We start from the raw sequence: 26968 nt of genomic DNA, 5'->3' as shown, positions 1-26968 counted from the left end.
CGCGCGCCGCGGTTACAGATCGACCCTGCGCTTAGATTTAAACCCGCTCTGTAACCGGCCGTCTCCGGCCGGCGAAACCATCGCTGCCACTCGGCAAGACCATGTCTCAATCCAGGAGTTTGCTATGAAGACCTTCAAGACGGGCGCTGCCATCGCCTCCGCCGCTGCCATGCTCGCCATCGCCGGCGTCGCTTCCGTGAGCCCGGCACAGGCCGCCGGCGCGCACGCTTCGGGCAAGGTGCAGCCCTGTTACGGGGTCAATTCGTGCAAGGGCCAGTCGGACTGCAAGTCGGGCACGCACGACTGCAAGGGCCAGAACGACTGCAAGGGCCAGGGTTTCAAGGACCTCTCGGCCAAGTCGTGCGCGAAGATGGGCGGCAGCCTCACCCCGAAGGCCGGCTGAGCGGCCAGCGGGCTCGGCTGAACGGCCGAGCCCGACCCGCATACACTACCGCCCGGCGGCGTGACGCTGCCGGGCGGTAGGGTACGTCTGCAAAAGGCCCGTTCGGGATGGGACTCGGGGAGGAGCCCGCCACTGCTACCGTCCACAGCCTTCGTGCGTCGGCTACCAGCGTGAGATCAGGGGCAGGATGGCGCGCGCGAGCACCGTAATCGCGGCGCAGCTGAGCGCGTACCAGAACACGATGTAGAACGGATCGTCGCTCGGGCAGTGAAACGCGAAGATGAAGGCGCCCCACCCCGCCGCGGCGACGCCGACCGCTGCGGCGCTGGCCTGATGATCGGTCGGCGCGCCGCGGCGCATCATGTAGCCGAGGACGACGACCGGCGGAACCGAGAGGACCGTCATGACGGTCAGGCACTCGACGCCCATCCGCCACATCAATCGCGCCGCGAGCCCGTCGACGCCCAGACCGGCAACCCCGATGACCGTGCCGGCGACGAGGATCCCCGCAAGGGCCAGCGCCCAGCGACGCAGTCCCTGGCGCGGCATCGATTCGGGGCGGAACGACCGCAACGCCACAGCCACGCCGATGAGCGCAAGGACTGCGAGCCCCGCCATCTTCCACCAAAAGGCGGCACGGCCGAGCGCCGCGCCGATATCGGGGCGCATCGTGCCAAGCGCGAGGAAGCCCGCGAGCTCGACGGCCGCGAGCACGACGAGCAGGACAATCTGCGGGCCGAACCTCGGCCGGGCTACCGGACGGAGATCTCCCACCAGTGTATCGATCAACGCATTATTCGACATCGGCTTGCTTCTGAACAATCGCGGCCAGCCGCGCCAGCCCCCGGTGAATGTTGACCTTGATCAGCGATCCCGACTGGCCGGTCCGCTCCGAGGCTTCCTCGACCGAAAATCCCTCGATCTTCACGAGCCGAATGGCTTCGGCCTGTGCGGGTTTCAGCTCGGTCATCAAACGCGCCAGAACCACCGAACTGGTCACGCTGCTCTCATGGTCCTCAACGGCGATCTCCTCGGGGAGTTCCTCCGTCCTGGAGCGGCTCATCGAGCGGAGCCGATCGATCCACTTGTAGCGCGCGACCGCCATCAGCCACGGCTTGAACGGCCTTCCCGGGTCATAGGTGTGCCGCTTCTCATGGATCGCGATCAGCGTGTCCTGGACGGCATCCTCCACCATCGCCGGGGGAAGCCGCCGGGCGTAGAAGCCCTTCAGCCAATGCCGGATTTCGTCGAGCAACCGGCGATAGGCGGCGGCATGCCCCTGTTGCGCCGCGGCCATCAACTGGCCCCATTGGTCGATCGTGTCGCTCACTGACGCATTCCCCGGCGCCGGGACTGCGGCGTCGGCCGATCGTTGAAACGCAAGGCGGGGGCGGTGCTGCACGTCCCGTCGTTCGGCCGGGCGGGCGTGCCGGTTACAGTCTCGCCAAAAAGAAATACCCGTGCGGTTCCAGGCCGCAGCGCATGGCGGTGCCGGGCTCTCCCATCCGAGGGCTTTGGCTTATTGCACATCCTGGACCTCGCTGGTCAGACCGTTCCGGCGCATGCCGGTCGGATCGATCCCGAAAGCGGTGCGGAAGCTGCGGCTGAAATGGCTGCGGCTGGCGAAGCCGACACGATGGGCGATGTCGGAAATCGCGATCGGCGTCGACAAGAGGATCTCCCGCGCTTTGTCGAGACGCGCGCGGTTGACGAATTCCATGGGGGGCGACCCCACCGTCTGCGCAAAGACCTTCGCGAACTTGGACCGGCTCATCCCGGCGGCGCGGGCGAGATCCGCCAGGCTGTGATGGGCGGTCGGATCCTCGACCACCAGCGCCACCGCACGCGCGAGCGACGGCCGCTCGAACAGCCCCGGAAGGATTTTCCGGGCGCCGCGCTCCTGCGCCGCGCTGCGTAGCGCCAGGATCAGGCACGCCTTCATCAGCGATCCGATCAGCGCCTTGCTTCCCAGCGACGCGACCCCGGTTTCCCGAAGGATCGTCGAAAACGCGACGTCGACGATCGATTCATCGGCAATGTGCGAAGCGATCGGCGCTTTCAGCCCTTCGAATGGCCCGAACGATTCACCGATGTCGGCCTTGATCTGGCCGCAGGCGACGACGACGCTGCTGTGGCCTCCCATCGTCGCGTCATAATGCATCAAGCCATCGCGCCGCTTGCGGCACGTCTCCTGCGAGGTGAAGATTTCGGAAGGCGTGGCCGACCCGCCGATGACCTGATCGATATAGGCCGGCACCAGCACCACGCTGCCCACCGGCGCCGCGATGCACGCGCCGTCGGGGAAACCGAGATAGAGCGTACCCGCAAGAACGAAGTGGACTTCGATCTTGTCGAGCTGCTTGATCTCGATCGCCGAGGTCGCGGTGAACTCGCAGACCGCGAACTCCTTCACGTTCACCACGAGCGCAGCGAGAATCTGATCGATGGCGGTCTCGTTCATGGCGGGCACTGTGTGCGGTTCTATCGCGATCATTCCAGACGATTTGCAACGAAGCGCGAGATACGGATGATGCGGCACGTCGTGGGACGATCGAGCACGGGCATTCCGATAGGGAACGTCCGGGAACAGCCGTTGCGGCATTATGTCACTGCAACGGTCGGTGTCTCGCCTCCGCCAGGGTCATCGCGCCATTTGACCGGGATCCGCAGGTAGGTGATGCCGTTGGCCTCCGCCTCTTCGAAGTGACCGGCGCGAATATTGACCTGGATCGCGGGCAACAGCAGCTTGGGAACGGACAATCCCGCATCGCGCTGCTCGCGCATCGCGACGAAATCGTCCTCGCTCATGCCGTCACGCACATGGACGCTGGTACGACGCTGCTCGCCAACCGTCGTTTCCCAGCGATAGTCGTCGCGGCCGGGCGCCTTGTAATCGTGGCACAGGAACAGGCGGGTGTCGTCGGGCAGCGACAGCAATCGCCGGATCGAGCGGTACAGGGTGCGCGCGTCGCCGCCGGGGAAATCGGCGCGCGCCGTGCCATAATCGGGCATGAACAGCGTGTCGCCGACGAACGCCACATCGCCGATCCGATAGGCGACATCGGCCGGCGTATGGCCGGGGACGTGCAACACCTCGACATCCAGGTCGCCGATCGCGAAATGGTCGCCGTCCTCGAACAGTCGATCGAAGTCCGAGCCGTCGGTCTTCAGCGCGGTCATCGCAAAGACCGGGCGGAAGATGCGCTGCACGTCGCGGATGTGCGCGCCGATCCCGATCGATGCGCCCGTGCGCGCCTTGAGGATCGGCGCGGCCGAGAGATGGTCGGCATGGGCGTGGGTCTCCAGCACCATCGTGATCCGCCAGTCACTGTCGCGCGCGAAGGCGATGATCCGCTCGACCGAGCGCGTATCGGCCATGCCGCTCGCCAGATCGAAGTCGAGCACCGGGTCGATGACCGCGGCGGTGCGCGTCGTGGGGTCAGCGACGAGATAGCTGATCGTGTTCGTCAGCGCGTCGAAAAAGGCCGTGATCGAAGGTCGGGTCATGATCGTCTCCGCTAAGTCTTGACTATATATGAACGATCACTAAATTAGCAACCTCTAACGGAGTTGTGATGATGCTCACCGCGTCGATGGACCTGGCAACCTTCGAGCAGAAGGCCGACCAGGTCGCGGATACCCTCAAGGCGATCGGCAATGCGCGGCGGCTGATGCTGCTGTGCAAACTGGTCGAACATGGCGAAATGACCGTGGGCGACCTCGCGCGCGATGTCGGCCTGTCGCAATCGGCCTGCTCGCAGCACCTCGCGAAGATGCGCGAGGAAGGCCTCGTCGCCTTCCGCCGCGAAAGCCAGACGCTCTGGTATCGGCTCGGCGATCCGCGCGTCGAGATGCTGCTCACCACGCTCTACCAATTGTATTGCAAGGATTGACGCGATGACCCCTACCACGCTTTCCCCAGCCGATGCCCGCATCGCGATCGATGCCGGAGCCCGCCTCGTCGATATTCGCGGAACCGACGAATATGCGCGCGAACACATCCGCGACGCGCTTAACCTGCCGCTCGAGCGTATCGGAGACCTTGTCCAGGATGAAAGCCCGGTCGTCTTTCACTGTCGCTCCGGGATGCGGACCGCCGCCAATGCGCGGCAGCTTGCCGATGCGGCGCACGGCGCGCCCGCCTATATCCTCGACGGCGGGATCGACGCTTGGCGCGGCGCGGGTCATCCGACCGTGGTCGACCGCGCCCAGCCGCTCGACATGATGCGGCAAGTGCAGATCACCGCGGGTGCGCTGGTGCTGGCCGGCGTGGTGCTCGGCCTGTTCGTCTCGCCTGCGTTTTTCGGCGTGTCGGCGTTCATCGGCGCAGGGCTGACCTATGCCGGCGCGACGGGCTGGTGCGGGATGACCAAAGTGGTGCGCCTGATGCCGTGGAACTGGCGCGTGACCGCCTGAGCCGACGATGGAGACGACCACCATCCTTGCCGCGCTCGCCTCGGGCGGGGTGATCGGTCTCATTCTCGGGCTGGTCGGCGGGGGCGGCTCGATCATCGCCGTGCCGCTGCTGGTCTATGGCGTCGGGATCGGATCCGCGCACGCGGCGATCGGCACCGCCGCGGTCGCGGTGACGGTGAATGCGGTGGCGGCGCTGGCGGGCCATGCCCGCGCGGGTCGCGTCAAATGGCGCTGCGCGGGAGTCTTCGCGGTGTCGGGCATGATCGGCGCAGCGTTCGGTGCCGAAATCGGCAAGGCGGTCGACGGCAAGCGGCTGCTCGTCCTGTTCGGCCTGCTGATGATCGGCGTGGGTCTGTCGATGCTGCGCACGCGGCGCATGGCGGAGCAACCGGACGTTCGCCTGACCCGCGACACGGCCACGACGCTCCTGCCGCGGCTCGTCCCGATCGGGCTGGGCGTGGGGTTTGCAGCCGGGTTCTTCGGCATCGGCGGCGGGTTCCTAATCGTGCCCGGGCTGATCCTCGCCACCGCCATGCCGCTCTCCGTTGCGATCGGCACGTCGCTGGTCGTGGTCAGTGCACTCGGCCTGACGACCGCGACCTCCTATGCGATCTCGGGTCTGGTCGATTGGCCCGTCACCATGCTCCTCATCGTCGGCGGGGCGGCGGGAACCGTCGCGGGCATTGCCGCAGGTCGCGTGGCATCCGCGCATAAGAAACTGCTGGAGCGGGGGTTTCCCGGCGTGGTCATCGCCATTGGAGCCTATGTCGCCGCGTCATCGCGCTAACCCGGATAATCGGCGACTCCCGGCCTCGACCGCGCTTTCTTCGTGCGCCCTGCTTAGCGTCTGGCTGAGCGAGATCTACCGCAGGATTCGCGGCCTTTACGCGAGCCGTCGATTTTCGCGACGGAGGCAGGCCGCCCTGCCGGGACGTTAACGAAATTTGAAAGAGAAGTCGCCGATAAGCGCGCGCAGGGAGGCCAAGCCGTGCCGGTGCTGCGCAATACGATCCGAGCTCAACGAACGGTGCCGCGCCATCGCCGGAACCTGCTGCAAAACTGCGACGGCTCCCCCGCGATGGAATTCGCGATCGTCGGGCCGGCGTTCATCGCGCTGGTGCTCGCCGTCCTCTATACCGCCTTGATCTTCCTCGCCCACCAGATGCTCGAGACCGCCGCGCTGGCGGCCGCGCGCCTGCTGACGACCGGGTCTGCGCAGACGCTCGCGCTCGCCAACGGGCATGTCGGCATGTCGGCCAGCGATTTGAAGAACACGATCTGCAACGGCACGACCGGTACCGACCCGAACGGCCAGACGATTACGATCCCGGCGCTGCTCCCGCCGATGCTGTCGTGCAGCCGGCTCACCGTCAACGTCAGCACCGCGAACAGTTACAATGTGGCGAGCACCGCGGCGCCGACCTTCACCTACAATAGCCAAGGCGTCATCACCTCGACCAATACCGGCTACAACACCCAGTCGGGCGGAGACGGACAGAATCAGATCGTCGTGCTCCAGCTCATCTATCTGTGGCCGACCGGCGTCGGGCCGTTGGGGCTGAACTTCGTCAACCAGCCCAACAACAATCGCATGCTCGTCGCGACCTCGGTGCTGACGACGGAGGCCTATTCGTGCAATTCGGCGCAATCCTCGTGCTGAGGCGTCTGTCCGACAGCGTCCGCGGGGTCGCGCTCATCGAGTTCGCGCTGTGCCTGCCGGTCCTGATCGTCATGTATCTCGGCGGGTCGGCCGCGCTCGACCTGATCTCGTGCACGCGCAAGGTCACCACCGCGACGCGCTCGGTCGTCGATCTGGTCGGACGCACCATGTCGCCAGCGATCATCTACAACAAGCCGGAGGACGCCAGCGCGACATCGTATCTCAGCGCCAGCGCGGTGGTCCTGTCGCCGTACAAGCTCGACAAGGCGACCGAACAGGTTTCGCTGCTGCGCGTCTGCGACGCAACGCACGCCTATGTCGTCTGGACCCAGGCGCAGACACAGGCCGCCGACGGCAGCGGCGCGACCGCGGTCGCCTCGACCCACACCGCCGGCACGCTCCCCTCGGGCCAGACCCAGTCGGCGAGTTCGATCGTGTCGATCCCGGCCGCGATGGTCACCGCCCCGCTGCTGCCGGTTTCGCCCGACGGCTCGAACGTATGCAACAATCTCGCGCCGGGCACCGCCAAGAAGATCCAGGTCGGCACCGCCGGCGGTTGGCTGTTCATGGGAAAGGTCACCTATCAGTACACGCCCGGCGTGACCTTCTTTAACCTGCCGACCACGCAGCTGAGCGACACGATCTATATGTCTCCCCGCCTTTACTAGGTGCACCTATGACGAACTCTCCTCGTGCGCGCAGCCCCTGGGCATCGCTGGTTCGGCTCTTCGCCCGGCTTCGCGCCGACCGGAAGGGCGGCGTGCTGATGATCATGGGCTTTGCCATCATTCCGCTGACCTTCGCGACGGGCTTCGGGATCGACTATGCCCGCGCGATGCGGCTGCAGACCCACCTCAATTCCGCCGCCGATGCGGCGGCGCTGGCGGCGGTCTCGCCGGCGATGATCCTGCTGTCGAGAGATCAGTCGAAAGCGGCCGCCGATAGGATGTTCGACTCGCAGTCCTCGGTGCTCAGCGGCGTGCAGAGCAAGCAATGGACCTCGACGATCACCGATGGCACGACGGGCAGCGGCCAGACGCTGGCATATCTGCGCACCGCGACGGTCACCTACACCGCACAGTCGACCAACATCTTCGGCGGCATCCTCGGCGCCACCACGCTGACGGTGCACGGCACGGCCTCGGCCAATGCCGCGCAGCCGCCCAACGTCGATTTCTATCTGGCGATGGACAATTCGCCGTCGATGCTGCTCCCGGCCACCTCGGATGGCATCCGCAAGGTGCAGGACGTCACCGGCTGCGCCTTCTCGTGCCATGAATATCTGCCGCACAACGACAATATCAACGTCAAGAACAGCGCCGGCCTGCAGGTGTTGCTGTCTTCGAGCTATTACACCGCCAATGCCGCCAATCAGAACGTCTATTACCTTTACAATCCCACGACCAAGCTGCTGTTCGACAAGTCGGGAAATCCGATGAACAGCTCGACGACATCGACAACGCAGCCCACCACCACCAACGGCGGGACGACCTCCAACCCGTCGACCACCTCCACGACGGTGACCACGGTCACGACGAACACCTATTCGATCGCCGATAACAACAACGGTCCGGTAACGATCACCAAGACCACGAAGGCGACCCCGACGACGAACTCCACGACCACCCCGAAAACCGGCAACCCGACCAGCAGTTCGACACCCGGCACCCCCACCAGCTCGTCTTCGACCTATGACACCGGCTATTGGGCCGATGGCTATTGGCTGACGCACAATTACGGGCTGCTCTATGGGAGCCCCGACAGCATCGTGCTGCGCAAGGACGAGGTCGTCGCGGCCGCCACCCAATTGATCCCGTTTGCCGCGAACCAGGCGCAGCAATACCAAGTGACCTATCAGGCGCAGATGTTCTCGTTCGACTGGAGCCGGCCGAACATCACAACGCCCGTCCAGACGCTCAACCAGCTCACCGATGTCGCATCGTACCCCAGCAACTTCTCCGCCTCGAGCCTGTTTCCCGGCGACGATTATTGGTGGCAGAACAGCCAGCCGGCCAAGGGAACGAGCAACAACGACCAGGCGACCGAAATGTTGAATATGCTCACGGCGATGAACAACATCATCCCGACCGCGGGCTCGGGCGCGAAGGACGCGACGCCGCAGAAGATCCTGTTCCTCGTCACCGACGGCATGGTCGATCAGCCCAGCCGCTATTTCGGCCCGCTGCGCTCGAACGAACAGTCGGTCTGCACGTCGATCAAGGCAAAGGGCATCAAGATCGCGATCCTGTACACGAAATATCTGCCCGAGGCGCTCGCCAACGATTCCTGGTCGCAGTCGAACGTCGCGCCGTTCCTGCCGCCGCCTCCGTCGCCGTACCCGAACGGCAGTGCGGGAAGTTCGGATCAGGTGCTGACCGCGCTGCAGAAATGCGCCTCGCCCGGCACCAACGGCGCCGCGCTCGTCCAGACCGTGTCGGCCAACGACAGTATCACCACGGCGCTCCAGCAATTGTTCTCGACCGCACTGCAGACCTCGCGCCTCGTGCAATGATCGCCTAGGCGGTTGGCCGGATCGAGTCCGCGCAGGGTGTGGCTGCTGCGCCGCGATCCGCTCGGTGGCCGTCGCATAATGGTCGCGGAACGGGGCCGGTTCGACGAATCGGCCTCGTCGACGATGCAGTAGGCTTTGTTGTCCCCGCGCACGACGGCGATGAGCTCGAGCAGACCGGCGCGCTCGGCGGCGATCTGGTCGGGCGCGGCGCGGATTGCGGGCGTTACAGGATCGCGCACGCGGTCGATATGTCGCGCACCCCGACAACCGCACAGACCTGCGTTGCAACACGTCGGGCCATCACGATATCAACGCGCCGGTCGTCGGCGTTCCGATACTGAGCTCGGCGGGCGCCTATACCCCCCACGCTCGGCAAGGGCGGCATCGCCAAGGCGTTTTCCGGCAATCCGCGCCAGGTCTTCGGGATCGCGCGCGCTGTCCTTGAGCGTGCAATTCTACCTTAGTGTTGGTCGCGCTTTCCGTATCGATCGGCATCGATCCGAGCCTATTCGCATACGGGCCCGAAATCGCGAAAACCGACCCGTGCCAGGCCCGCATTACGGATACCTCGGATTGGCGGGCAGTCGATCCGAGCATATGCACCTTGTGAAGGAGCGAATTGCCCGATAGCGTATCCGCCGTGGGGATACGTTTCGGGGGAAACATGAAACCTGGTGTCTGGGTGCTCGCCGCGTATGCGGCGGCCGGGATCGCGCAACCTGCGGCGGCGCAAGAGCGGACCGCCGTCAAAGCGGGATTCGCGCTTCCGGCCAACACGGGCAAGACGATCTTGATGTTTCGCCCGACGGTGCGCGTGGGAGCGCAGTCGACCGGCGGCCTATTCGAGCCGAACGGCGACTGGACCGATCAAGCGATCAAGAACATCGGTGCGGCTTTGGCATCCCGTCAGGGGATGCTCGGAAATAGGGTCGTGACGGCGCCCGATGCCATCGGCGCCGATGCGCAGCTTGTCGCGGAATATTCCGCCTTGTTTGCCGCCGTCGCGCAGTCGGTCATCAGCTACCAGTTCTTCGTCGGCAATAGGCTCCCGACGAAGAAGCGCGACAACAAGGCGAACGTGTTCGATTGGTCGCTGGGCAGCGGCATCGCGGCTCTGCCCGGAGCCAAGGACGCGGACTATGCGCTCTTCCTATACAATAAGGATGCTTACGGTTCGACCGGACGCAAGCTCCTGCAAGCGGTCGCTCTGCTCGGGCCGGGGCTCGCGATCAAATCCGGCGAACACGCGGGGTATGCCGGGCTGGTCGATCTCAAGACCGGGGATCTGCTGTGGCTCAACGCCGATGGCGAGATGGGCGGCGATGTCCGCACCGCCGAGGGCGCCGAAAAACGGGTGAGAGAGCTGCTCGAGGATTTTCCCGGAAGCGCCAAGCCCAAGCTGGCTGCTGCACAATGATCCGCTTGGTCGCGGCGGCCGTATTGGCCGGGGCCCTACCTGCCGGCCCCATCGTGGCCGCCGGCCCGCCTGTGCCGCCGCCCTACGCAGGGGTTTATCAGCCAACGGGCGTTGACGAGATCGGCGCGTGGAAGGAGGCCGACGAGAGTGAACGCACGCTTGCAGACTCGCCCATCGTCATCCGTGACGAGGCCCTCAACGCCTATGTGCGCGGCGTTCTGTGCGAAACGGTTGGCCAGGATCGCTGCAAAAGTGCGCGGATCTACATTCTACGGACGCCGATCTTCAACGCGAACATGGCGCCGAACGGGACGATGCGGGTGTTCAGCGGGCTGCTGCTGCGGGTCCGAAACGAAGCCGAACTCGGCACCGTGCTGGGCCATGAATTTGGACATTTCGAGCGCCGCCACGGCCTTTCGGGTTTCAAGGCCCATCGATCGGCTACCGACCTGCTGAGCTGGGCAGCGGTGTTGTCGGCAATGTCGGCGAGCTACGATGCGCGGTTGCGCTTCAACGATCTCCAGCTCTCCGTTTACGGTAGCTTCTACCGCTTCGGTCGCGATCAGGAGCGGGAAGCGGACCGCTTGGGGATTGGCTATCTGAACGCCAGCCCGCTGCGTCCGCAGGCCGCCGCGACCGTCTGGCGGAACATGATCGCCGAGGCAGAAGCCTCGTCGGCTGCGCGCGGGTTGCGAAAGCCGAAGCTCGATAAAGTCGCCTTTTTTGCGACGCATCCGCCCGAAGCCGAACGCGCGACGACGCTGGCGGCGCTCGCCGCGCCAGAGGGGGCGACGCGGGACGACGGCGCGCAACGGTATAAACGCGCTCTCTCCGCGTGGTTGCCGATCTTCCTCGACGATCAGATCAAGCTCAACGATTTCGGCGGAAGCGATTTCATCATCACCGCGCTCGCCGAGACGGGTTGGACGGCACCGCTATGGTTGGCGCGCGGTGACCTGTATCGCGCGCGCGGCAATGTGCGGGACTTGGTCAACGCGGCGGAATTCTACAATAACGCGGTGTCGATGGATCCTGCTTTGGCGGAGGCTCACCGCGGCCTTGGGCTGGCTTTGCTGAAGACCGGGCGCATGAGCGACGGACGCGCCGCGTTGCGACGCTACCTTGCGCTGAAGCCGCTGGCTTCGGATGCCAGCATGATCGGTTTGCTCGCGACCTCCTCCGAGGGTTACAAATGACTCAGCTCAGAAAATGGCTCGCCCCCATCGCGCTGCTCGCGGCGCTGAACGCGCTCTCGCCCGTTTGCGCGAACGGATATCGCGAGAAAGGCAAAGCGGTCTCGATCGTCAACGCATCGCTCACCGTCACCCCGCCCCGAGATTGGAACCGGCTGTCGGCAAAGCCCGGGAAAAAGGCTGAAACCTGGACGCTCGACGGCGAGCAATTGAACGACATCACGTGGTACGTCGGCATTGCCCCCGGCGAACCGCTCGTGCGCGAAGTGAGCAAAAAACGGAAGCCGTTGCCAAAGTTCACCGGGCAAACCCTGTTGGTGGAACTGCCCGAATTGGTGGAAGCCACCTACCGTAGCGTCCGGGAGATCGGCACTTTCAGCGTAACGGGGTCTGCCCCGGACGCGTTTCTTGGGCAGCACGGCATCCGCTTCACCTACGCGTTTATCGATCAAGACAACCTCCCGCGTCAGGGCGAGGCTCGCGCGGCGGTGGTGAAAGGCTTGCTCTATCTGGTAACCTTCGACGCGCCGCGACTGAACTTTTTTGCCAAATCCCTGCAGGATTTTCGCGCCTTGAGCGACGCCGCGAAGCTTTCCTGACCCCTTCCGCGCGACCGACCGATCGGACGGCAGCCTCCGGACGGCGATCGCATCCGTCATCGCCGCGCGGCCGCTTCGCAAACAGCCAGGGGTGGAAGGGACGGTGCCTGTCCGAGACCAAACGTGGTGCGCCATAGGGGACGAAGATGGGCACTCAGATCATTAAAGAATTTCCATCAATCGCCAGTAATTTCCCCGTCGTCGTCAGCCAGTTTAGCCTTGACGCGACTGCGGCGGGCATCGCGCAATACGTCTTCGATTTCGAAGAGCAGAGCGCGTCCCTCGTCGGTCTTGCCGTTTGTGTCGTCCTGATCGGCGGCGAAGAGCGCCTTGGCACGCGCGGCCAGGTCGATAAGCGCGGCGTAGCGTTCTTCCCCCAATTTTTTTCGAACCAGGTCGAAACCTCCAGTTAGCTTGTCAAACTCACTGTCGATATTATGGTCAAAGACGAGGGTTCGATCGAAGAACGTAGGGGCAAAGAGAATCATCGATCCGAGCTGATCGTTTATCTCGCTTAGCGACGCAGGAATATAGGGTTTGGGATTGAAGTACGAGTTGAGCCGGGTCATCGTTTCGTCTCCGGACGGGTAAGGACATAGGTGTGATCGGCACCGAGTTAGCTTGGACGGATAATGACGACGCGGCTCGGACGGAAGTCGGTGTTGAAGAAACCGCGCACCTGCGCAGTGCAGAGCGTCTTGCGCGCAATCGTAACGTCGAATGCGACATCCTTCACTCTCGCATCGGGGCGACGGTAGGTGAGATCGGAACTGTCATTCTCCCTCCGGTTGACGCGGACCGGACCTGGGCCAGCCGAGTCGATACCGAACTGATTGTAACGCTCGCGAAGGCCCGTGCGAACTTGCCGGTCGATGTAATTCCCCAACGCCTCACGGTCATGCAGCGTCGGCCTTAGCCGGCCGGCCTCCAGCAATGCCAGTCCTTGATCATAAGCCTCGTCCGCACGCTGTTGCACGTATCGCAATGTCTCGACTTGGACCGGACTGTAGTCGCCTTTCACGCGCGCCACTAATGCGGCGCGTTGGAAGCGCAGATCATTAACTTTCGCGCTAAGACCCTGAACGGTGACAATCGGCTTTCCAAATGCGTCCGTCGGACCCATCTCATCGTAATGCCAATTCGGATCGATCGTCTTGATCTGGGAGGTAAGCTGCCTCGACTGATCTTGCAGGAATTGCGCCATCGATTCGTTCGCCGGGCCGGTAAAGTCGAAAAGGTTGTCAGCGACCGCGATCAGCGCGCCGCCCGGAGAACTTTGCAGCCCCGGAAACGACTGCTCCAGCGTCATAGGGATTTCGAACGCCCGGCTGTTGCTCCCCCGCGCGGATTCCCGCTCTGCTTCGGAGGCTACCAAGGACGCACGCTGGCCAAACGGCGGGACGAAGGCTTGGTCGTTCCGGCAGTCCCACCTGGGCCGAACGTGAACCGTCCATTCTGAGGATCGTGATAAGGATTGAACTTGAGTTGTACTCCGTCCGCGGTGCGCACTGCCGGCAATCGTCCGGTTCGCAGCAGTGAGCAAACGCTCGGCGTCCTTGTGCTGCGGATATCTCCATGTTGCCACCCCGTCTGGTTAGGCCAGAACATATCAGCAACATTTTCCAACATTGCAAGCGCGATATCTTTATCGCTAGCCGCCAGTTCTTATGTTGTCCTCTATGGAGGTCTGCCCAAACGCAGCATTTCTGCGGGTTTCAACAAATGGTGCCCCACAGGGGACAAAGATGGGCACTCAGATCATTGGACAATTTCGGTCCGACGTGTTCTTACCGGCGACGGGGTTGATTAAAGATCGAAGCTGAGTGCTCCACTGTCATCGGGCGCCTCAGGCGGATAGACTATCGGCTTGTCCCCAAAATACCGCTTCACGATCCGGTCGCGGCGCTCGAACGGATCCTCCTCCCGGTCGATGTCGTCGGCATAGGTGTATGTCACCTCGAACGTGTCGCCCGTGATAAGATACTCGATCTCCTCCCAGCGGTTCTCCGGGTCCTCGGCATCCCAGAGATCGAGCAGCGCATCGCCCAGTCGATCCAGGTCGGGACGCCGGTATACGATACTGTTCCCACGATTCTTGAAGATTGCGGGCGCGACGTAGTTCGAATCGACCTCGGCATAAAGCAACGTGCCATCGAGCGGATACACGGTATCTTCTGCCAGAAGCTGGCCAATTTCGCCGAGGAGGCGATCGGTTTCGTCATTTGCCACGACGCTTCTCCTTTGGCTCGTTTGCAATTTTCACGCTTTTCTCGTGGCCGTTCACGGTGAACCAGATGTCGATCACGGCAGGGCGTTTCGACATGCCATCGTAGCTCGGCACGATCTTCACGGTGACATTCTTGCCGGCCCGCTTAGCCCTTGCCCATTGGTCTTCGAGCGCGCGATAGCGACCGCGATTGAAGTTTGCATCCTGCGCGAAATGGTTGAAGGCGTCGGTTGGCCCGGCGAACCGTGCTGCGATATAGTGACCGCCATCGTCGGTCGGCCGCCGATCGACACCGCCCGCCTGCGCTTGAGCCGTTTTCGATCGCACCTGCGTGTCGGCAAGTTTCAGGGTGCCGGAAACTCTGCGGTTTGTCCGGTCTCGTCGATCTGATATTCGTAGCCGTTGCGCACTTCGCGATGAAGCAATGTTTGTCCAGCGGCGACGCCTGGGCGCTCACCCATCTTTCCGGTCGGCGTGAGCGTCCGCCGACCGCCCGCCCCCGCAGTCGCTTTCGCCACCGGACGCTGCGTGGGCGAATCAGCGCCCCAAGGCACGGTGGATGAAGCTCCGCCCCCCACCGGTGTCGCCGCCCCCGCCGCCAGTAAAGCCGCCGCCATCCCAGCCATTTTGAGACGGTGGCGGTTTACCGCTGGCCCTGGGCGTTGAAGGGCGAGGGGGCGGACCCGATGGCCTCGCGTTGGGATTGGGAATTGGGCGTAGCCGCTGTCGATTGCCGTCAGGTCCAGAGCTTCGTGGCCACGCCTCGTGCGACGAAGCACCCCCACCGCCAAACGATCCCCCACCTCCACCCCGAAACCCGCCGCTGCCGCTCTGGCCATAGTTCTGCCCCGACCCGGCAAATGTGAATCGACCGTCAGCGGGATCATGCCAAGGATTGAATTTCACTTCGACGCCGTCGGCCAAGGCTACACGCGGCAATCTGCCGGTGCGCAGCCAGATGGAGAAAGCCAGTCGCTTTTCGCTGTCGGATATCGGTATCATGCCGCCCTCGCTGTCTGATGCGGCGAGAACATTTGAGCAACATTTTCCTACAAGACAACCGGAAATTTCGGCGATCAACAACACGCGACCGCGCATTGCCCAGGTTTGTCCTGCATGGGGTCCGATTTCACGAGTGTGGTGCCGCTTACAGGACTCGAACCTGTGACCCCCGCATTACGAATGCGATGCTCTACCAACTGAGCTAAAGCGGCGTCGCGCCGTTCGGTGAACGGGTGCGAGGGCGGGCGCTTAACAGGTCGTTTGGGGGCTGACAAGCGGTGGCGGTGGCAAACGGCGCGACGCCACGCAAAAACCCGAGCCTTTACCCCGCGTTTACCACGCACGGCGCACAAGCGGCGATGACAGTCGCCCGATCGGTTGGGGGCGGGCCAAGTGGGACGGTTGCGCAATGGACAATGCTCGCGGATTCGGAGACGATCGCTTCGACCTTGACGAGGTCGAGGATCAGGCCGACGAAAGCGCTCGCGCCGGGGTGGCAGAAACGCAGATCGAGGTCGGCACCGACGAACGGCGCATGCATGTCCGCGCCTATAATCACTGGGTTTCGCTGCTCGGTGGCCGCGCCTATCCCTCCATCGAGGATCTCGATCCCGCCAATATCGCCGATTTCGGCCCGCACAGCGTATTGCTCGATTTCTCGCTCGGTATCGAAAATCCCGCGATCGCCTATCTCGGCCGCGCGCTGCGCGAGGAATGCAGCCTCGATTCGAGCGTCACGCATATTTCGGATGTGCCGAGCCGCTCGCTGCTGTCGCGCCTCACCGACCATTATCTCCAGATCATCGCGAATCGCTCGCCGATCGGTTTCGAGGCCGAGTTCGTCAACACGCGTGGCCACAACACGCTGTATCGCGGCATTTTGATGCCCTTCTCGTCGGACGACGAATCGATCGATTTCATCTACGGCGTGATCAACTGGAAGGAGCTGGTCGACGCTGCGACACAGGCCAAGCTTCACGCCGAGATCGCCGCTGCGGTGAGCACGACGCCGAGCGCGCCGCCCGCCGCGGCGATCTGGGCCGACGGCCCGAGCGCAGGCCTCGACGCCGGCGCGGCGGACGAACCCGAGCTCGAGGCGGCCGCCGCGAGCGGGAACCTCGCCGATCAGCTGATGCTCGCGCAACAGACCGCCGCCGCCGTCCGCGCCGCCGATGTCCGCGGCCGCGCAACGCTCTATCGCGCGCTCGGCCGTGCGCATGATTTCGCCGCCGCCGCCGATGCCGATCCACACGGCTATGCCGCGCTGCTCGATTCGGCCGGCATCGTCGTCCAGCTGCGCGCGCCGATGACGCCGGTGGTCAAGCTCGTCTTCGGCAGCGATTATGACAAGACGCGGTTGACCGAATATGCCGCAGTGCTCGCGCATGCGCGCCGCATCGGCGTGGCGCCGGGGCAGCTCGGCGCCTTCCTCGAAGGCTTCGAGGGCGGCATCAAGGCCGTCGTCAAGGCCGAGCGCGCGGCGCGCGCGCCAGACGCCAAGCCGCGCAAGAGCCATGCTGGCGCGCTCGCCACGCGGCCGACACTCGCCAGCGTCGCGATCGAAACCCCGGTCGAGCGCGGCAGTTATGTCGTGCTGCTCGCCCGCGCCAACGATGGCGGGATGCTCGACATCGTCGCCACGCTCGACGACGATGCGGCGCTCACCGAACGCGTGATGGCCAGGGCGATCTGACGCCCCTTCCCTGCCTGCGCGGCCCGATCCGTCCCCGGAAAATTGTGCAGCGCCACAAGTCTTGAGGTCGCGGAAAGTCGGGCGCATAGGGGCCCGCATGGCTAAAACCACGCTGAAATCGCTGTCGGACACGCTCGCTGCCCGGCTGACCAAGGGTGCGCTTCCGGGCGAAATACAGGGGTTCGGCAAGACCGAGCGAATCGATGCCGCGGCATTCGTCGCCGCGACCGCCGAGCAGCGCCACCCCGGAATCGCCAGGATCGCACTCGAGCCGCTTCCCGGCACCGACCCGCGGCGCCGCATGCGGCTCGCGATCGTCAACGACGACATGCCCTTCCTCGTCGATTCGATCGCCGCGACGATCGGCGCGCACGACATTTCGATCGACCGCATCATCCACCCCGTGCTCGGCGTGACGCGGGACGGCGACGGGCAGTTGCTCGGCGTCGATGATGCAGGGCCCGCCGAATCGATGATCTATATCGAGCTCGAACGCGCCGATGCGCGCGAGCGGCGCGATCTGGTCGCCGCGCTCGAACGCAATCTCGCCGATGTCCGCGCCGCGGTGCAGGACTGGCAGGCGCTGCAGGACGCGATGGCAGCCGACATCGCGACGCTCCCGCCGGGCGAGGGCGCCGCGATGCTCGCCTGGCTGCTCGACCGCAACTTCACCTTGCTCGGCCACGAACTGTGGCGCGGCACGACCGAGACGACGCTCGGCCTCGCGCGCAATTCGCAGCCGGTGCCGATGCTCGCCGAAGCGTCGCGTGCGCTCGCGATCGAGTGGTTCGAGAAGGGTGGCGAGGCGCCGCTGCTGCTCAAGTCCAATCTCATCTCAAGCGTCCATCGCCATCTCCCGCTCGATCTTGCGGTGGTGCCGGTGCGCGAGAAGAAGAAGATCGTCGGCGTCTCGATCCATGCCGGGCTGTGGACCAGCAGCGCACTCAGCGCCGCGCCGCAGGACGTACCGGTGCTGCGCAAGCATCTCGCCGATCTCGAGCAGAAGTTCGGCTTCGATCCCAAGGGCCATACCGGCAAGGCGCTGACGCATGCGCTCGCCGCGCTGCCGCACGATCTGATCACCGCCTTCACGCCCGAAGCGCTCGAAGAGGTCGCGCTGACCGCGATGTCGCTGGCGGACCGTCCGCGGCCGAAGCTGGTGCTGGTGCGCAGCGTGCTCGGGCGGCATCTGTTCGCCTTCGTCTGGCTGCCGCGCGACGACCTCACCACCGCGCGGCGCGTCGCGATCGGCGAGATGCTGGTCGAGGCGGCGCATGGCGGGCTGCTCAATTGGGCGGTCGCGATGGACGATGTCACCGCGCTGATCCGCTTCACGATCGACGTGCGCGGCGGCGGCGTGCTGCCCGATACCGCGACGCTCGACGCGCGGATCGCACGGATGGTGCGCGGCTGGGTTCCCGCGGTCGAGGCGGCGCTCGCCGACCTCGTCGAGCCGGCGCGCGCGACACGGCTTTCGTTGCGCCATGCGGCGACCTTCCCCGCGGGCTATCGCGCCGCCAACGCCGCCGAGGAAGCGGCGCAGGACATCATTCGCCTGGCGCGGCTCGAGACCCCCGAGGATCGCTCGGTACGGATGTACCGCGACGCCAAGGGCGCGGCGCGGCTGAAGATCTATCGCCAGGGCGGCGCGCTCGCTCTGTCCGACGCGGTGCCGGTGCTCGAGAATTTCGGCTTCCGCGTGATCGAGGAACTGCCGACCGCGCTCGCCGACGCCGAGCAGGGCTTCGTCCACGAATTCCTCGTCGAGGCGGCGGGCGTACGGCTCTCCGCCGATACGAGCGTGCTCGAGGATGCGATCCAGGCGGTGCTCGAGGGCAAGGCCGAGAACGACGCGTTCAACCGGTTGATTGTCGACGCCGCGATGGCGCCGGCGTCGGTGCTGCTGTTCCGCGCCTGGTTCCGCTATCTGCGCCAGGCGGGGCTGACCTATGGGCTCGTCACCGTGGTCGACGCGCTGCGCCGCGCGCCCGACGTCGCGGCGAGGCTGATCGAACGCTTCGGCGCGGCGCATGACCCGGCGCGCGGTCGCGCCGGAATCGAAGCCGCCGACGCGGCGATCGAAGCCGGGCTCGACGCGGTCTCGGCGATCGACGACGACCGCATCCTGCGGTCCTTGCGCAGCGTTGTCTCCGCGACGCTGCGGACCAATGCGTTCGCGTCCGCCGGGCAGATCGCGCTCGCGTTCAAGCTCGACAGCCACCTCATCCCCGGCCTCCCCGCCCCCGTGCCGTGGCGCGAGATCTGGGTCTATTCGCCACGCGTCGAAGGCATCCATCTGCGCGCCGGCCCGGTCGCGCGCGGCGGCCTGCGCTGGTCCGACCGGCGCGACGACTTCCGCACCGAGATCCTCGGGCTGATGAAGGCGCAGCGCGTCAAGAATGCGGTGATCGTGCCGACCGGCGCGAAGGGCGGCTTCTATCCCAAGCAGCTCCCGCCCGCGTCGAACCGCGATGCGTGGCTCGCCGAGGGGACCGAGAGCTACCGCGTGTTCATTCGCACCTTGCTGTCGATCACCGACAATATCGTCGAGGGCGCCGTCGTGCATCCCGCCGACGTGGTGATCCATGACGGCGACGATCCCTATTTCGTCGTCGCCGCGGACAAGGGCACCGCGACCTTCTCCGACGTGGCCAATGCGATCGCGCTCGAGCATAATTTCTGGCTCGGCGACGCTTTCGCGAGCGGCGGGTCGGTCGGGTACGACCACAAGGCGATGGGCATCACCGCCAAGGGCGCATGGGTCTCGGTGCAGCGCCACTTCGCCGAGCGTGGTGTCGACGTGCAGACGCAAACGATCCGCGTCGTCGGGTGCGGCGACATGTCGGGCGACGTGTTCGGCAACGGCATGTTGCTCAGCCAGACGCTCAAGATCGTCGCGGCGTTCGACCATCGCCACATCTTCCTCGATCCCGACCCCGATCCCGCGGCGAGCTGGGCCGAGCGCGCGCGCATGTTCGCGCTGCCGCGCTCGTCCTGGGCGGATTACGATTCGTCGATCATCTCGAAGGGCGGCGGCGTGTTCGCGCGCACCGACAAGGTGATCAAGCTGTCGAAGCAGATCCGCGCCGCGCTCGGCATCGAGGCGGGCGAGATCGAACCCGGCGCTTTGATTTCGCTGATCCTCAAGGCCCCGGTCGATCTGATCTGGTTCGGCGGGATCGGCACCTATGTGAAGGCGCGCGCCGAGAACAATATCGCGGTCGGCGATCCGGCGAACGATCGCTTGCGCGTCGATGCCGAGGATCTGCGCGCGACGGCGATCGGCGAGGGCGCGAACCTGGGTGTCACGCAGGCCGGACGCATCGCCTTCTCGGCGCATGGCGGGCGGATCAACACCGACTTCATCGACAATTCGGCAGGCGTCGATTGCTCGGACAACGAGGTCAACATCAAGATCGCGCTCAACCGCGAGATGATCGAGGGCCGGCTCGGCTATGAGAAGCGCAACAGCTTCCTCGCGAGCATGACCGACGACGTCGCGCACATCGTGCTCGAGGACAATCGCCTGCAGACGCTCGCGCTGTCGATCGCCGAGGCCGATGGCGCGCGCGACGTGCCGAGCTATGTCCGGCTGATCGAGATCTTCGAGGCGAGCGGCTCGCTCGACCGTGTGGTCGAGGGGCTGGCGGGCAATGACGATCTGCTGCGCCGCTCGGCCGAAGGGCGCGGGCTCACGCGGCCCGAGCTCGCCGTGCTGCTGGCGACCGCCAAGCTCGCGCTGCAGGCGGCGATCGAGCGATCGGATCTGGGCGCCGATGCCGAACTCCTGCCCGATCTCCACGCCGCCTTCCCGCCCGCGATGCGCAAGAAGTTCGCAAGCGCGATCGACCAGCATCGCCTCCGCGGCGAGATCGTCGCGACCAAGCTCGCCAACCGGATCGTCAACCGGATGGGCGTGCTCTACCCGTTCGAGCTCGCCGAGGAAGAGGGCGCTGCGATGAGCGACATCGCGGCGAATTTCGTCGTCGCCGAGCGGCTGTTCGACCTGCCCGAGCTGTGGCGCGAGATCGAGACCGCCGAGATGCCCGAGGCGGCGCGGATCGCGCTGTTCGACGAGGTCGCGGTGGCGACGCGCTCGCAGATCGCCGACCTGCTGCGCGTGACGCGCAGCGGCACCGGGCCGGGCGCGGTGCTCGCGCGGCTGTCGAAGGGCATTCGATCGCTCGACAAGCAGACCAAGGCGCTGCTGCTCGAGGAAGCGAGTGCGCAGAGTGCGCGGATCGCTTCGACGCTCGAGACCGCGGGTGCGCCGGCGAAGCTGGTGCAGAAGGTGGTGCGGCTGTTCGAGCTCGACGGCGCGGTGGGCTTGGCCGATCTCGGCGAGCGGCTCGGGATCGACGAGACCGTGCTGACGCGGGCGTTCACGCGGCTGGGGCAGGCGCTCGGGCTCGACTGGGCGCAGGCCAATGCCGCGCGGATCGCGTCGAGCGACCCGTGGGAGCGATTGCTCATCGCAGGGCTGGCGCGCGACTTCCAGCAGTTGCGGCTCGAGTTCCTCGGGCGCGGCGCGGGCGGTGTCGGGGGTGATCCGCAGGCGCTGGTCGAGGGCTGGCTCGCCGAAAACGCCGGCCGCGTTGCGCAGTTCAAGGCGGTGATCGACCGCGCTCGGCTCGCGCCGGCGCCCAACGCCGCGATGCTCGCGCAGATTGCCGGCCAGGCGCGGGTGCTTCTGGGGCGGTAACGGTGCGGTAGCAGCCCGCCCCAACGGTCACACCTCAACCGTCACCCCGGACCTGTTCCGGGGTCCACCGTGCCGTACGCGTTGCCGAGGCGGGTCGCGCGGCACGGTGGACCCCGGGACGAGCCCGGGGTGACGTTTTAGCAGCGAGATCAGCTCACTGCGACGGCGTCACCCCGCGCCTGCTTCCGCGCCTTGAGCTGCGCGCGCCAGCCGCGCGAGCGCCACCACATGATGATCCCCGTAACCGCAAGCACCGCGGGCAGCAGGCCGCCGAGGAAGATCACGATCTGCCACAGCAGCCCCATCCCGGTGCCGTCGTGGATCCGCCGCATCGTCCGCGCGAGCGGTTCGCGTGGCGGGGGCACGAGCTTGGCGGCCCCGTCATCGTCGGCGACGGTGATGGCGCGATCCCCCGGCGCAAGCGCGAGCTTCCACACCGGCTTCTGGTCGGTCGGCCAATCGACCTTGGCGATCGCGCCCGACGCCACCGCGGCACCGCGCGCGATCACGGCGTCGAGCGCGAGCTTCGGCGCGGTGAGCGGCAGCGGGCGCTGTCCGCCGGGCCGCGCACCGGGCCGGCCGCCCGCCCCACCCTGCGCGCCCCCGAACACCTGCGGGAACGAGATCCACGCGCCGGTGAGCGACAGCACGAACAACGGCAACGCGATCCAGAAGCCGAGCAGATGGTGCAGGTTGGTGTCGGTGTTGCGATGCCGCCGCCAGCGGAGGCCACGCACCCAGCGCCCGACGGTCGGCCACCACAGCCACAGCCCCGAGAGCGAAGAGACCAGCATCGCCACGCCGATCCAGCCGACCACCTGCCGCCCGACACCCGGGATCAACAGCGATCCGTGGATCATGTGGAAGGTGCGGATCAGCCCGCCGCCGCTCCCCGCGGTGTCGAGCACGCGCGCGGTTGCCGGGTCGATCCACACGGTCTTGCGCGGCGGCGGTCCGGCCATGCGCTTGGGCTTGGCGGCCACGCTCGCGACGACGATGACCGGCTCGCCCGCCGCCACCGGCAGCGCGAGCGAGGCGATGCGGTCGCCCGGCGCGAGCACGCCGCGCGCCGCCGCGACATAGCGCTGCATCGGCTGCAACCCGTCGCCGCTCGTCGCGTAGCGCTGCGGGTTGATGGCATGGTCGAGCGCGTCGTCCCACACCAGTGCCGCGCCCGTCACCGAGAGCGGGATGATCAACACCGCGAGGATCAGCCCGATCCATTTGTGCACCTGGAACCAGGCGTTGCGCACCCTGATCTTGCTCACTCAGACCTCCGCCCAGCGGCGTAACAGATTGTGATAGACACCGGTCAGCCGGACGATCTCGGAATCCCCCTGCCCCAGCCGCGCACCGACCGACTGGATCGCGGTATCGAGCTCGAACAGCATCGCGCGCGCATCGGTGTCGCGCACCATCGACTGAATCCAGAAGAACGAGGCGACACGCACCCCGCGCGTGACCGGCGCGACATGGTGCAGGCTCGAGGCAGGATAGAGCACCATCTGCCCCGCCGGCAGCTTGACGCTCTGCTCGCCGAACTGCGTCTGCACGACGAGCTCGCCCCCGTCATAGCTGTCGGGGTCGGCGAGAAAGAGCGTCGCCGACAGGTCGCTGCGGATGCGATAATCGCTGCCGCGCCGGATGCGGATCGCGCTGTCGACATGCGCGCCGAAGCCGTCGCCGGCAGCGTAGCGGTTGAACAACGGCGGAAACACCTTGAGCGGCAGTGCCGCGGCGACGAACAACGGCGACGCCGCGAGCGCGTCGAGCACCATCGCCCCGCCGCTGCGCGCAGCCTCCGAATCCTCGGGCAATTGCGCATTCTGCTTGGCGAGCGCCGACTGATGCCCCGACGTGGCGTTGCCGTCGATCCAGTCGGCGGCGTCAATCGTCGCGCGCAACGCCGCGACCTGCGCCGCATCGAGCAGGTCCGGGATGACGGTCAGCATGCCGCCGCCCGGATCGCCTGAACACCGCGCACGCGAAACGCCGGCAGATCGGATGCCGCGAGCCACGCCGCGGCTTTCTCGACGAACGCAGGGGTCGCGCTCGCGCCGGCGCGCTTGAGCCAGCCGATCGCGTCCTCGATCCGCCCGGCAGCGCCCAGCATCCGCGCATGGTTGAAGCACCCGCGGAAATCCCCGCCCTTCGCCGCACGCGCATAGCAGAGCGCCGCCGCAGCCATGTCGCGTTCGACCACCCAGCCATCCTCGTGGAAGCTGCCGACGAAGTTGATCGCCTTGGCGTTGCCGAGCGCCGCGGCCTTGCGGAACCATGCCAGCGCCGCCGCTTTGTCCTCCGCCACGCCGTGCCCGAGCGCGAGCAGGGTCGCGTAATTGTACATCCCCCAATCGAGCCCGCGCTCGGCGGCGATGCGGTAGCAGTCGGCCGCGCGGCGCTTGTCGGGCGGCGTGCCCCAGCCGAGATCGTAGCAGCGCCCGACCATGTTGATCGCCATCAAGTGATGCTGCGCCGCGCCGCGCACGAACCAGCCGAGTGCCGCACGTGGGTCCTTCGCAACCCCGATCCCGTCGAGCAGCATCTGCCCGTATACCGCCTGCGCCTCGGCCTCGCCCGCCTCGGCGCAGGCGCGGAGGAAGGCCGCGCGCTCGGCAGGCGGCGCGGAGAGGCGCGCGGCGATCTCGTCGCGCGACAACGTCGTGACATCCGCCATCAGAACTTGGCCGTCACGGTGCCGAACACGGTCCGACCGGGCGCGATCGACGCGTAATGGTTGGTATAGGTCTGGTTGAAATAAACCTTGTCGGTCAGGTTCTGCGCATTGACCGACAGCTGGAGGTTGGGCGTTAGCTGATAGCTGGCGCGCGCGTCGAAGCGCCAATAGGCGGGCACGCCGCGCGCGAACTGGACGGTCGCGGGCGTCACGCTCACCACGCCCGCCGCATTCTGGGTGGCGGCGCGGTTGTCGGCATAGCCGCCATAGACGCGGCTCGAATAGATCGCGCTGCCGCCGAGCTGGAAGCGCTTGGTGACCTCGTAATTGGTCGTCGCGGTGAAGCTGTGCTTGGCGATCTGCGGCACCTGCTTTCCGGTGTTGACCGAGGTGACATAGACGGTGGTCGCCGCCGCCGCGCCATTGGCGGCGACCGTCAGCGCGCTCAGCCCGCCGTCGACGATCTTGGCGTCGAGATAGGTATAGCCGCCGAACACCGTCCAGCCCGGCAGCACCGCGCCCGAGGCGGTTAGTTCGACCCCGCGGATGCGCGTGCTGCCGATAAAGGCGACGCTGCCGCTGTCGGCGGTGACGCGCGCGTTCTGGATGTCGGTCTGGAACATGGCGGCGGCGAGCGCGAGCTTTTCGTGGAACACACTGGCCTTGGCACCGACCTCGTACGACTTGGTCTTCTGCACCTTGAGCGAGTCGAGCACGCTCAGCGTGGCGGTGGTCGTCGGCAGCGCATTGTCTTCGCGTCCTTCGCCGAGCAGGCTGTTCGGCGGCGTCGCAGCGGTGGCGTAGCTGGCGTAGAGGCTGGTTTCCTTGCTCGGCTTGAACACGAGCCCGGCCTGCCAGTTAAACAGCTCATCGGTGCGCGACACGCGCAGCGGCACCGCGCCGACCGCGAAGGGCAGCGTCACCGTCGATTTGAACCGATCGAAGCGCGCGCCGACGTTGAGGATCAGTTGCGGGAGCAGCGTGATCGAGTCGAAGCCGTAGAGCGCGATCGTCTGCGCGTCGTTCTGCGTCTCGGTGTTGCTCGCGCCGCGCACGATCGGCGTCTGCACGCTCGACGTGTCGCTGGTATAATTGACGAAGGGGTCGTTAGGGTTGGGGTTGAACAGGCTCGTGCAATAATAGCGCGCGACGCTCGCGGTCGTGCAGCGCGGCGTCAGCGTCGAGCCCGACGCGACGACATAGGTGCCGCGCCGCGTCTTCTCCCACGCCAGCTCGGCGCCGACCACGAAGCTGTGCTTGACGCTGCCGGTCGCAAAGGTGCCGCTGAGATCGGTCTGGTTGATCAGCGCCTTGCTATAGCCATAGCGCGTATTGGCGCGCCGCCAGACATAGCCGCCGCTCGTCAGATTGCCGCCGGTGTTGGTCGTCGTCGTGCCGAAGACGTTGCCCGTGCTGTCGTCGGGCAGCAGGAAGATATAGGCCTGGGTGTCGTGGTTGAAGCGCGCGGTGTTGCGCAGCGTGATCCCGCTGCCGAAATCATGCTCGACCCGCAGCGTCGCCTGATTGGTCGTCGCATCGCGGAAATCGCGGTTCTTGAGACCATAGAAAGTGTTGCGCGAGATCGTGCCGGTCTGGCCGCCGCGCGTCGTGACGGTGCCGATCGCGGGGGTCGCGAAGACATTGCCTGCGGGCAGCGCGCAATTTGTTGCCGAGCAGACGTTGAGATAGGGGATGCCGCTGTCGGGCAGCTCATGGCTCTCGAGCCGGTAGAAACCAACCGTGAAGCGCGTCGGCGTACCGAGCCCGAGCGTGAAGCTCGGCGCGATGCCCCAGCGCCTTGCATATACCGCGTCGCGGCCCGCGACGTTCTGGTCGTGCCACACGCCCTCGATCCGGAACGCCGCGGTGTCGCTGACGCGGACGTTGAGATCGGCGGTGACGCGCTTGTAGTCGGCATTGCCGTACGAGGCGCTCGCCGAGCCGAAGGTGCTCGCCTGCGGCAGTTTCGACAGGATGTTGATCGTGCCACCCGCACTGCCACGCCCGCCGAGCGTCGAATCCGAGCCGCGCACGATCTGCACCGAATCGACCGCGAACACCTCGCGGCTCTGCGAAGCGAGATCGCGCACGCCGTCGACATAGATGCTGCCCTGGCTGTCGAAGCCGCGGATGAAGGGTCGGTCGCCGATCGGATTGCCACCCTCGGCCGCGCCGAAGGTGATGCCGGGCACGGTGCGCAACGCGTCGGCGAGGCTGTTCGACCCGGTCTGCGCGATCGTGTCCTTGTTGAGCACGAGGATCGATTTGGGCGTGTCGAGCAACGGCGCGACCTGCTTGGGGTCGGCGCGGCGCTGGCCGTAAACGATGATGTCGAGCTTGGCATCCGGATCCGCGTCGTTCGCGGGCGGCGGCGGCGCATCATCGGCGAACGCCGGATGGCTGGCGAAGGCGCCAACGCACGACAGAGCGAGGTAGACGGGCTTGCGAACGGTCGAGAGTGTCAAAG

At 65.9% G+C, this 26968-nt stretch carries 24 protein-coding genes and 1 tRNA gene; 12 read left to right on the top strand and 13 right to left on the bottom strand.

Going from position 1 to position 26968, the window contains the following annotated elements:
* Window positions 1-124: 124 nt before the first annotated feature.
* Complete coding sequence (gene bufA2, locus RH90_RS06370; protein WP_010184593.1) at window positions 125-403, top strand: BufA2 family periplasmic bufferin-type metallophore; 279 nt, start codon at window positions 125-127, stop codon at window positions 401-403.
* Between the two features lie 162 nt (window positions 404-565).
* Here bufA2 and RH90_RS06365 read toward each other — a convergent pair whose 3' ends face one another.
* The 4 genes from RH90_RS06365 to RH90_RS06350 form a co-directional block, all read right to left on the bottom strand.
* A complete protein-coding gene (locus tag RH90_RS06365; protein ID WP_232280311.1) occupies window positions 566-1177 on the bottom strand; it encodes an NrsF family protein in 612 nt (203 codons plus the stop codon).
* A gap of 19 nt (window positions 1178-1196) precedes the next feature.
* Window positions 1197-1733, bottom strand: coding sequence for a sigma-70 family RNA polymerase sigma factor (locus RH90_RS06360; protein ID WP_010184590.1), 537 nt, complete (start codon window positions 1731-1733; stop codon window positions 1197-1199).
* Between the two features lie 189 nt (window positions 1734-1922).
* Window positions 1923-2864: a helix-turn-helix domain-containing protein gene (locus tag RH90_RS06355; protein WP_010184588.1), complete on the bottom strand. Its 942-nt coding sequence runs from the start codon at window positions 2862-2864 to the stop codon at window positions 1923-1925.
* A gap of 140 nt (window positions 2865-3004) precedes the next feature.
* Window positions 3005-3910, bottom strand: a complete 906-nt coding sequence (locus RH90_RS06350; RefSeq protein WP_010184587.1) for an MBL fold metallo-hydrolase — start codon at window positions 3908-3910, stop codon at window positions 3005-3007.
* A gap of 68 nt (window positions 3911-3978) precedes the next feature.
* On the opposite strand from RH90_RS06350, the gene RH90_RS06345 reads away from it, so the two are divergent.
* The 9 genes from RH90_RS06345 (at window position 3979) to RH90_RS06300 (ending at window position 12200) form a co-directional block, all read left to right on the top strand.
* Window positions 3979-4296 carry a metalloregulator ArsR/SmtB family transcription factor gene (locus RH90_RS06345; protein WP_010184586.1) on the top strand — a complete coding sequence of 106 codons (318 nt, stop codon included), beginning with the start codon at window positions 3979-3981 and terminating at the stop codon, window positions 4294-4296.
* Window positions 4297-4300: 4 nt separating this feature from the next.
* Entirely contained in the window at window positions 4301-4819 is a 519-nt protein-coding gene (locus RH90_RS06340; RefSeq protein ID WP_010184585.1) for a rhodanese family protein, read from the top strand.
* A 7-nt stretch (window positions 4820-4826) separates the two neighbouring features.
* A complete protein-coding gene (locus tag RH90_RS06335; RefSeq protein ID WP_010184584.1) occupies window positions 4827-5606 on the top strand; it encodes a sulfite exporter TauE/SafE family protein in 780 nt (259 codons plus the stop codon).
* A gap of 291 nt (window positions 5607-5897) precedes the next feature.
* Window positions 5898-6479, top strand: a complete 582-nt coding sequence (locus RH90_RS06330; protein ID WP_010184582.1) for a TadE family protein — start codon at window positions 5898-5900, stop codon at window positions 6477-6479.
* Window positions 6452-7147, top strand: coding sequence for a TadE/TadG family type IV pilus assembly protein (locus RH90_RS06325; protein ID WP_010184581.1), 696 nt, complete (start codon window positions 6452-6454; stop codon window positions 7145-7147). The genes RH90_RS06330 and RH90_RS06325 overlap by 28 nt, the downstream gene beginning before the upstream one ends.
* A gap of 8 nt (window positions 7148-7155) precedes the next feature.
* Window positions 7156-8991 (top strand): TadE/TadG family type IV pilus assembly protein, encoded by a 1836-nt coding sequence (locus tag RH90_RS22015; RefSeq protein WP_051124626.1) that lies wholly within the window; start codon window positions 7156-7158, stop codon window positions 8989-8991.
* 664 nt (window positions 8992-9655) lie between these two features.
* Window positions 9656-10408: a hypothetical protein gene (locus tag RH90_RS06310; protein WP_010184579.1), complete on the top strand. Its 753-nt coding sequence runs from the start codon at window positions 9656-9658 to the stop codon at window positions 10406-10408.
* The gene (locus tag RH90_RS06305; protein ID WP_010184578.1) at window positions 10405-11604 is read left to right on the top strand and encodes a M48 family metallopeptidase; all 1200 of its coding nucleotides are present in this window, start codon (window positions 10405-10407) and stop codon (window positions 11602-11604) included. The genes RH90_RS06310 and RH90_RS06305 overlap by 4 nt, the downstream gene beginning before the upstream one ends.
* The gene (locus RH90_RS06300; RefSeq protein ID WP_010184577.1) at window positions 11601-12200 is read left to right on the top strand and encodes a hypothetical protein; all 600 of its coding nucleotides are present in this window, start codon (window positions 11601-11603) and stop codon (window positions 12198-12200) included. The genes RH90_RS06305 and RH90_RS06300 overlap by 4 nt, the downstream gene beginning before the upstream one ends.
* A 176-nt stretch (window positions 12201-12376) precedes the next feature.
* On the opposite strand, the gene RH90_RS06295 is transcribed toward RH90_RS06300, so the two are convergent.
* From RH90_RS06295 to RH90_RS06275, 5 genes are all read right to left on the bottom strand, one after another.
* Window positions 12377-12769 (bottom strand): hypothetical protein, encoded by a 393-nt coding sequence (locus RH90_RS06295; protein WP_010184576.1) that lies wholly within the window; start codon window positions 12767-12769, stop codon window positions 12377-12379.
* A 47-nt stretch (window positions 12770-12816) separates the two neighbouring features.
* Window positions 12817-13509, bottom strand: coding sequence for a hypothetical protein (locus RH90_RS06290; RefSeq protein ID WP_010184575.1), 693 nt, complete (start codon window positions 13507-13509; stop codon window positions 12817-12819).
* A 497-nt stretch (window positions 13510-14006) separates the two neighbouring features.
* On the bottom strand, window positions 14007-14429 hold the full coding sequence (locus tag RH90_RS06285; protein ID WP_010184574.1) for a hypothetical protein: 423 nt from the start codon (window positions 14427-14429) through the stop codon (window positions 14007-14009).
* Window positions 14419-14820, bottom strand: a complete 402-nt coding sequence (locus tag RH90_RS06280; protein ID WP_081476877.1) for a DNA/RNA non-specific endonuclease — start codon at window positions 14818-14820, stop codon at window positions 14419-14421. Before RH90_RS06280 ends, RH90_RS06285 begins: the two co-directional genes overlap by 11 nt.
* A 745-nt stretch (window positions 14821-15565) precedes the next feature.
* Window positions 15566-15641 (bottom strand) — tRNA-Thr (locus RH90_RS06275).
* 197 nt (window positions 15642-15838) lie between these two features.
* On the opposite strand from RH90_RS06275, the gene RH90_RS06270 reads away from it, so the two are divergent.
* A complete protein-coding gene (locus RH90_RS06270) occupies window positions 15839-17122 on the top strand; it encodes a PAS domain-containing protein (RefSeq protein ID WP_010184571.1) in 1284 nt (427 codons plus the stop codon).
* Window positions 17123-17219: 97 nt separating this feature from the next.
* A complete protein-coding gene (locus RH90_RS06265) occupies window positions 17220-21824 on the top strand; it encodes an NAD-glutamate dehydrogenase (RefSeq protein ID WP_010184570.1) in 4605 nt (1534 codons plus the stop codon).
* A gap of 149 nt (window positions 21825-21973) precedes the next feature.
* Here the strand turns inward: RH90_RS06265 and RH90_RS06260 are convergent, their stop codons facing one another.
* From RH90_RS06260 to RH90_RS06245, 4 genes are read right to left on the bottom strand one after another with little or no spacing between them, the layout of a single operon-like run.
* Window positions 21974-23092, bottom strand: a complete 1119-nt coding sequence (locus RH90_RS06260; RefSeq protein ID WP_010184569.1) for a PepSY-associated TM helix domain-containing protein — start codon at window positions 23090-23092, stop codon at window positions 21974-21976.
* A complete protein-coding gene (locus RH90_RS06255; protein ID WP_010184567.1) occupies window positions 23093-23776 on the bottom strand; it encodes a Fe2+-dependent dioxygenase in 684 nt (227 codons plus the stop codon).
* Window positions 23770-24501, bottom strand: a complete 732-nt coding sequence (locus tag RH90_RS06250; protein ID WP_010184565.1) for a tetratricopeptide repeat protein — start codon at window positions 24499-24501, stop codon at window positions 23770-23772. The genes RH90_RS06255 and RH90_RS06250 overlap by 7 nt, the downstream gene beginning before the upstream one ends.
* Entirely contained in the window at window positions 24501-26966 is a 2466-nt protein-coding gene (locus RH90_RS06245; RefSeq protein ID WP_010184564.1) for a TonB-dependent receptor, read from the bottom strand. Before RH90_RS06245 ends, RH90_RS06250 begins: the two co-directional genes overlap by 1 nt.
* Between the last annotated feature and the right edge of the window lie 2 nt (window positions 26967-26968).

The sequence above is a fragment of the Sphingomonas sp. PAMC 26605 genome (assembly GCF_000241485.1).
Taxonomy (GTDB): domain Bacteria; phylum Pseudomonadota; class Alphaproteobacteria; order Sphingomonadales; family Sphingomonadaceae; genus Sphingomonas.
Note: the sequence above shows the minus strand (reverse complement) of the source record. Positions and strands in the feature narration are given on the sequence as shown.

Coding starts and splice junctions, on each gene's coding strand:
- RH90_RS06250 (WP_010184565.1), bottom strand. CDS start 24,501: ATGGCGGATGTCACGACGTTGTCGCGCGACGAGATCGCCGCGCGCCTC.
- RH90_RS06295 (WP_010184576.1), bottom strand. CDS start 12,769: ATGACCCGGCTCAACTCGTACTTCAATCCCAAACCCTATATTCCTGCG.
- RH90_RS06355 (WP_010184588.1), bottom strand. CDS start 2,864: ATGAACGAGACCGCCATCGATCAGATTCTCGCTGCGCTCGTGGTGAAC.
- RH90_RS06330 (WP_010184582.1), top strand. CDS start 5,898: ATGGAATTCGCGATCGTCGGGCCGGCGTTCATCGCGCTGGTGCTCGCC.
- RH90_RS06345 (WP_010184586.1), top strand. CDS start 3,979: ATGATGCTCACCGCGTCGATGGACCTGGCAACCTTCGAGCAGAAGGCC.
- RH90_RS06265 (WP_010184570.1), top strand. CDS start 17,220: ATGGCTAAAACCACGCTGAAATCGCTGTCGGACACGCTCGCTGCCCGG.
- RH90_RS06340 (WP_010184585.1), top strand. CDS start 4,301: ATGACCCCTACCACGCTTTCCCCAGCCGATGCCCGCATCGCGATCGAT.
- RH90_RS06300 (WP_010184577.1), top strand. CDS start 11,601: ATGACTCAGCTCAGAAAATGGCTCGCCCCCATCGCGCTGCTCGCGGCG.
- RH90_RS06335 (WP_010184584.1), top strand. CDS start 4,827: ATGGAGACGACCACCATCCTTGCCGCGCTCGCCTCGGGCGGGGTGATC.
- RH90_RS22015 (WP_051124626.1), top strand. CDS start 7,156: ATGACGAACTCTCCTCGTGCGCGCAGCCCCTGGGCATCGCTGGTTCGG.
- RH90_RS06350 (WP_010184587.1), bottom strand. CDS start 3,910: ATGACCCGACCTTCGATCACGGCCTTTTTCGACGCGCTGACGAACACG.
- RH90_RS06310 (WP_010184579.1), top strand. CDS start 9,656: ATGAAACCTGGTGTCTGGGTGCTCGCCGCGTATGCGGCGGCCGGGATC.
- RH90_RS06255 (WP_010184567.1), bottom strand. CDS start 23,776: ATGCTGACCGTCATCCCGGACCTGCTCGATGCGGCGCAGGTCGCGGCG.
- RH90_RS06305 (WP_010184578.1), top strand. CDS start 10,405: ATGATCCGCTTGGTCGCGGCGGCCGTATTGGCCGGGGCCCTACCTGCC.
- RH90_RS06270 (WP_010184571.1), top strand. CDS start 15,839: ATGGACAATGCTCGCGGATTCGGAGACGATCGCTTCGACCTTGACGAG.
- RH90_RS06290 (WP_010184575.1), bottom strand. CDS start 13,509: ATGACGCTGGAGCAGTCGTTTCCGGGGCTGCAAAGTTCTCCGGGCGGC.
- bufA2 (WP_010184593.1), top strand. CDS start 125: ATGAAGACCTTCAAGACGGGCGCTGCCATCGCCTCCGCCGCTGCCATG.